The following is a 4,001-nucleotide window of genomic DNA, read 5'->3' on the forward strand; positions in this document are numbered from 1 at the left end:
CGCCGAGCGTCGGTACCAGCATGCGCCGCGGGGACGCGCCGACACCCGCGGCGGCGTCGCCACCGACGATGGCGGCCTCCCGGTCGGTGATGCTCTCGACGGTCGACCTCGTGGACCGCTCGTACCAGGCGTTCTCGATGATGCCGCTCAGCGCCGGCGTGGCGCCCGACAGCATCGTCGAGTGCCCTACCGCCGTCACCGTGATGCCGTGCTCGAGGTAGGCCGACGTGAACACCGCCCCACGCGTCGTGAGCGTGCGAAAGCCCGCCGAGGGCGCCCCGAAGCGCGAAAGATAGTCGGGCCGGAACTGGTCCACGGCGATCAGCAGCACCAGGCGCACCGGCGCGGCCTCGGACCGCCGCGGCGCGGCCGTCGGGGCCTGCGCCTGCGGCACGGCGGAGGCGAGCAGCACGAGCGCCGCGGCCGCGACGCGAGACACCAGGGTGGACGCACGGGCGAACATTCCTCAAAGCATAAGCCGCCGTGCGATAAGCTTCACGCGCTTTCAGCAACGGACAACCCTCTCACGGAGGAGGCCGGGTGACGCGTCGCGTGCGTGGACTGCGGTGGTACATCGGGGGGCTGTTGTTCCTCTCGACGGTCATCAACTACATCGACCGGCAGACCCTCAGCGTGCTGGCGCCGACGCTGAAGGAGACGTACGGCTGGGACAACTGGCATTTCTCCTGGATCCTGATCGCGTTCCGCGTGGCCTACGCGCTCGGCCAGACCGTGGCCGGCCGGGTCATCGACCGCCTGGGCACGCGGACCGGCCTGGCGCTCGGCGTCGCGTGGTACTCGGTCGCTGCGATGGCCACATCCCTGGCGACCGGCCTCGGATCCTTCATGGCCGCGCGCTTCGCCCTCGGGCTGGGCGAGGCAGGCAACTGGCCGGGCGCCACCAAGGCCGTGTCGGAGTGGTTCCCCCGGCGGGAATCCGGCTGGGCGGTGGCGCTCTTCGACAGCGGATCGTCGGTCGGCGCGGCGCTGGCGCCCTTCATCGTGCTCGGCCTGTACGCGACGTTCGGCAGCTGGCGGCCGGCGTTCGTCATCACGGGCGCACTCGGCTTCGCCTGGCTCGCCCTGTTCCTGGCCGTCTACCGGTCGCCCTTCGAACACCCGCGCATCACCGATGAGGAACGGGAGATGCTGCGGCGGGATCAGGAGACCGACGCCGCCGAGCACGCCACCGGCGCGGCCCTGCCCTACGCCACCCTGCTGCGCCTCCCGCAGACGTGGGGCTACGTCATCTCGAAGTCCTTCACCGATCCCGTCTGGTTCTTCATCACCGACTGGTTCGCCATCTACCTGGTGAGCCGCGGGTTCAGCATGGAGGAAGGCCTGCTCGCCTTCTGGGTGCCCTTCCTCGCGGCCGACGCCGGCAATTTCTTCGGCGGGGGCGTCTCGAGCCGGCTGATCGCGCGGGGCTGGTCGGTGGGCGCGGCGCGCAAGGCGATCGGCGTGTTCGGCGGCCTCGGCATGACGCTGCTGGTGCCGACCATCTGGGCAGAATCCCTGCCCGCCATCATCGCGTGCTTCGCCGTGTCGACCTTCGCGTATGCGGCGTTCTCGACGGTGATCCTGAACCTGCCGGCCGACCTGTTCGCACCGGCATCGGTGGCGTCGGTGAGCGGACTCGGGGGCACGGGTGCGGGCCTCGGGACGATCACGGCCATCGCCATCACCGGCCTGGTCGCCGACAAGTACTCCTTCGCGCCGATCCTCGTCGGCGCGAGCATCCTGCCGCTGGTCGCCGTTGCGGCCATGCTCCTGCTCGTGCGCAACACGGAGGCCACGCGCGCGGGACTCGTGCGGGAGGTCTAGCATGCGCGGCCCTCGTCGCTCGCATCCGTCGGCCCACACGCGCGCGCTGACGCGCCGCGCGGTGCTCACCGCCGGCGCCTGGACTGCTGGCGCCGCGCTGTCGCGCGCGTTCGGGTGGTCGATGCAGCTGCCGAGTGTCGCAGGCGCCGCCCCGCACGTGATCGAGGCGCCGCGGCTCTTCGACGGCAGCGCACTGGTCGTCCGCGACGGCGCACGGGTCGTGATCCGCAACGGCCGGATCGACGCCGCAGGCGCCGCGAGTGCCGTGCCGATTCCGGCAGGCGCGACCATCACGCGAGTCGCCGACGGCACGATCCTGCCCGGACTCGTCGACTGCCACTACCACATCGAGTCGGACCAGGCCCTGGCCCTCAGGCAACTCGCGCACGGCGTCACGGCGTTCCGCGATCCCGGCGAGTGGCAGGAGATGCACGAGCCGCTGCGCACGCTCATCGCGAAGGAGGGCCTGCCAGGGCCGCGCCTCTTCCTCACCGGCCCGCACATCGACGGCGACCGCCCGGCGTATCCCGAGGACTCGGTCGTCGCGCGCGATCCCGAGGAGGCACGTCGCCAGGTGCACCGCGCCGTCGACGAGGGCGCGACGGCCATCAAGATCTACTTCCGGCTGTCGCTGGCCTGCGCGCTGGCGGTCATCGAGGCGTGCCGCGCGCGCGGCGTGCCGAGCACGGCGCATCTCGAGATCCTCGACGCGCGACAGCTGTTCGAGGCAGGGCTGACGGGCGTGGAGCACGTGACCTCGTTCGGGACCAGCATCGCGGCGCCGATGGCTGCGGAGCGCTACCGGCAGGCGGTGCTGGCCGACAACGGCGCGCGGCGCGACGGACGCTATGCGCTGTTTGCCGAGGCCGACCTCGACGGCCCGCAGGCCCGGCGGCTCTACGAGGTGGTCGCGCGCCACCGGCCGTTCGTCGATGCGACGCTGGCGGTGTTCGAGGCGCAGCCTGGCGATGCCGTGCCGAAGGGCAGCGCGATCACGGCGGCGACGCGGGCGACGGGCTTCGCCAGAATGCAGGCGCTGGTGGCGCGGCTGCATGCCGCGGGCGCGCGACTCGTGATGGGGGGCCACACGGAGGTGCCGCATGCCGAGCGCGGCGAGGCGCCGTGGCGCGAGCTCGAATTGCTCGTCGCTGCCGGGGTGTCGCCGACGGAGGCGCTGCGCGCGGCGACGCGCGAGGGCGCGGCCTTCCTGGGTGCCGGTGGCGCGGAACTCGGCGCCGTGCGCCCAGGGGCGGCGGCCGACATCGTGGTGGTGGAAGGCGACCCGACGCAGGCGATCGCGCGGGTGCGACAGGTGCGGGCGGTCTACGCGGCGGGCCGGCCCGTGGATCTGGACCGGCTCCGCACGCGATGAGGGGCTACCGGCCGGCGAGGCTCGGGCTGAGCACGCTGGCGACTTCGCTGATGCGCGTCACGGGGAAACCGCCCTTGGCGCCGTGCTCGCGAATCAGGTCCTCGTTGGCCGCTTCGTAGATGCAGGTGATCTTGTTCTCGGTCGCGTAGCTCTGGAGCCACTTGATCTGCGGCCCCATGCCGTCGAGGACGGCACAGGACGCGCCGGAGATGCCGGCCTGTTGCTCGCTGGTCAGGGTGTGCGCGCCGGGAACGTCGCGCTCGATCAGGTACATGGGCATGTGCGGTTAGGTTCTCCTCGACTCACAATAACGTGCCGAGCCGGGCTGTACGAACACGCCGTCGGCCAACACCATGGACAACAAATTCCCTACGAATCAGCACATCAGGCAGGCGTGCGCCAGTCGCGCCGACTGGCTGCTCGACACCATCGCTGCACTCGCCCGGATCGAGTCACCGAGCGGCGACGTGGCCGCCCTCGATCGCTGCGGCGACGCCATCGCACGCCTGCTTGACGAGGCAGGTGCGGACGTCGAACGCCTGCCGCGGGGCGACGCAGGCGCGCACGTGCGAGCGACGATGGGCAGCGGCCCCCGGCAGGTGTTGCTGCTCGGGCACTTCGATACGGTGTGGCCCATCGGCACCCTGGCGCAGATGCCAGTGGAAGTGCGCGACGGCCACCTGCACGGCCCGGGGACCTTCGACATGAAGGCGGGCCTGGTGATCGCGATGCTGGCGGCGGCCGTGGCGAGCCCGTTGCTGCAGCACCTGCGCATCCGCTTCCTGTTCACGACCGACGAAGAGGT

At 71.6% G+C, this 4,001-nt stretch carries 5 protein-coding genes; 3 read left to right on the forward strand and 2 right to left on the reverse strand.

Features of this window, described 5'->3' with window-relative positions; translation table 11 throughout:
• Window positions 1-463 (reverse strand): alkaline phosphatase family protein (locus tag ACIRDX_RS21280; RefSeq protein ID WP_396627438.1); only part of this gene is annotated, 463 nt, incomplete at its 3' end.
• A gap of 77 nt (window positions 464-540) precedes the next feature.
• Here ACIRDX_RS21280 and ACIRDX_RS21285 point away from each other — a divergent pair.
• Together ACIRDX_RS21285 and ACIRDX_RS21290 are read left to right on the forward strand one after the other, a co-directional pair.
• The gene (locus ACIRDX_RS21285; protein WP_396627439.1) at window positions 541-1,824 is read left to right on the forward strand and encodes an MFS transporter; all 1,284 of its coding nucleotides are present in this window, start codon (window positions 541-543) and stop codon (window positions 1,822-1,824) included.
• A gap of 1 nt (window position 1,825) precedes the next feature.
• Window positions 1,826-3,196: an amidohydrolase family protein gene (locus ACIRDX_RS21290; protein WP_396627440.1), complete on the forward strand. Its 1,371-nt coding sequence runs from the start codon at window positions 1,826-1,828 to the stop codon at window positions 3,194-3,196.
• Window positions 3,197-3,200: 4 nt separating this feature from the next.
• Here the strand turns inward: ACIRDX_RS21290 and ACIRDX_RS21295 are convergent, their stop codons facing one another.
• On the reverse strand, window positions 3,201-3,476 hold the full coding sequence (locus tag ACIRDX_RS21295; RefSeq protein WP_396627441.1) for a DUF4242 domain-containing protein: 276 nt from the start codon (window positions 3,474-3,476) through the stop codon (window positions 3,201-3,203).
• Between the two features lie 73 nt (window positions 3,477-3,549).
• On the opposite strand from ACIRDX_RS21295, the gene ACIRDX_RS21300 reads away from it, so the two are divergent.
• Window positions 3,550-4,001: M20/M25/M40 family metallo-hydrolase (locus tag ACIRDX_RS21300; RefSeq protein WP_396627442.1), on the forward strand; the 452-nt coding region annotated here is incomplete at its 3' end.

Origin of the sequence: Luteitalea sp., assembly GCF_044337415.1 — a bacterium.
Lineage (GTDB): Bacteria > Acidobacteriota > Vicinamibacteria > Vicinamibacterales > Vicinamibacteraceae > Luteitalea.

Excerpts from the sequence above, each read along its gene's own strand:
- ACIRDX_RS21290 (WP_396627440.1), top strand. The coding sequence starts at position 1,826 with ATGCGCGGCCCTCGTCGCTCGCATCCGTCGGCCCACACGCGCGCGCTG.
- ACIRDX_RS21295 (WP_396627441.1), bottom strand. The coding sequence starts at position 3,476 with ATGCCCATGTACCTGATCGAGCGCGACGTTCCCGGCGCGCACACCCTG.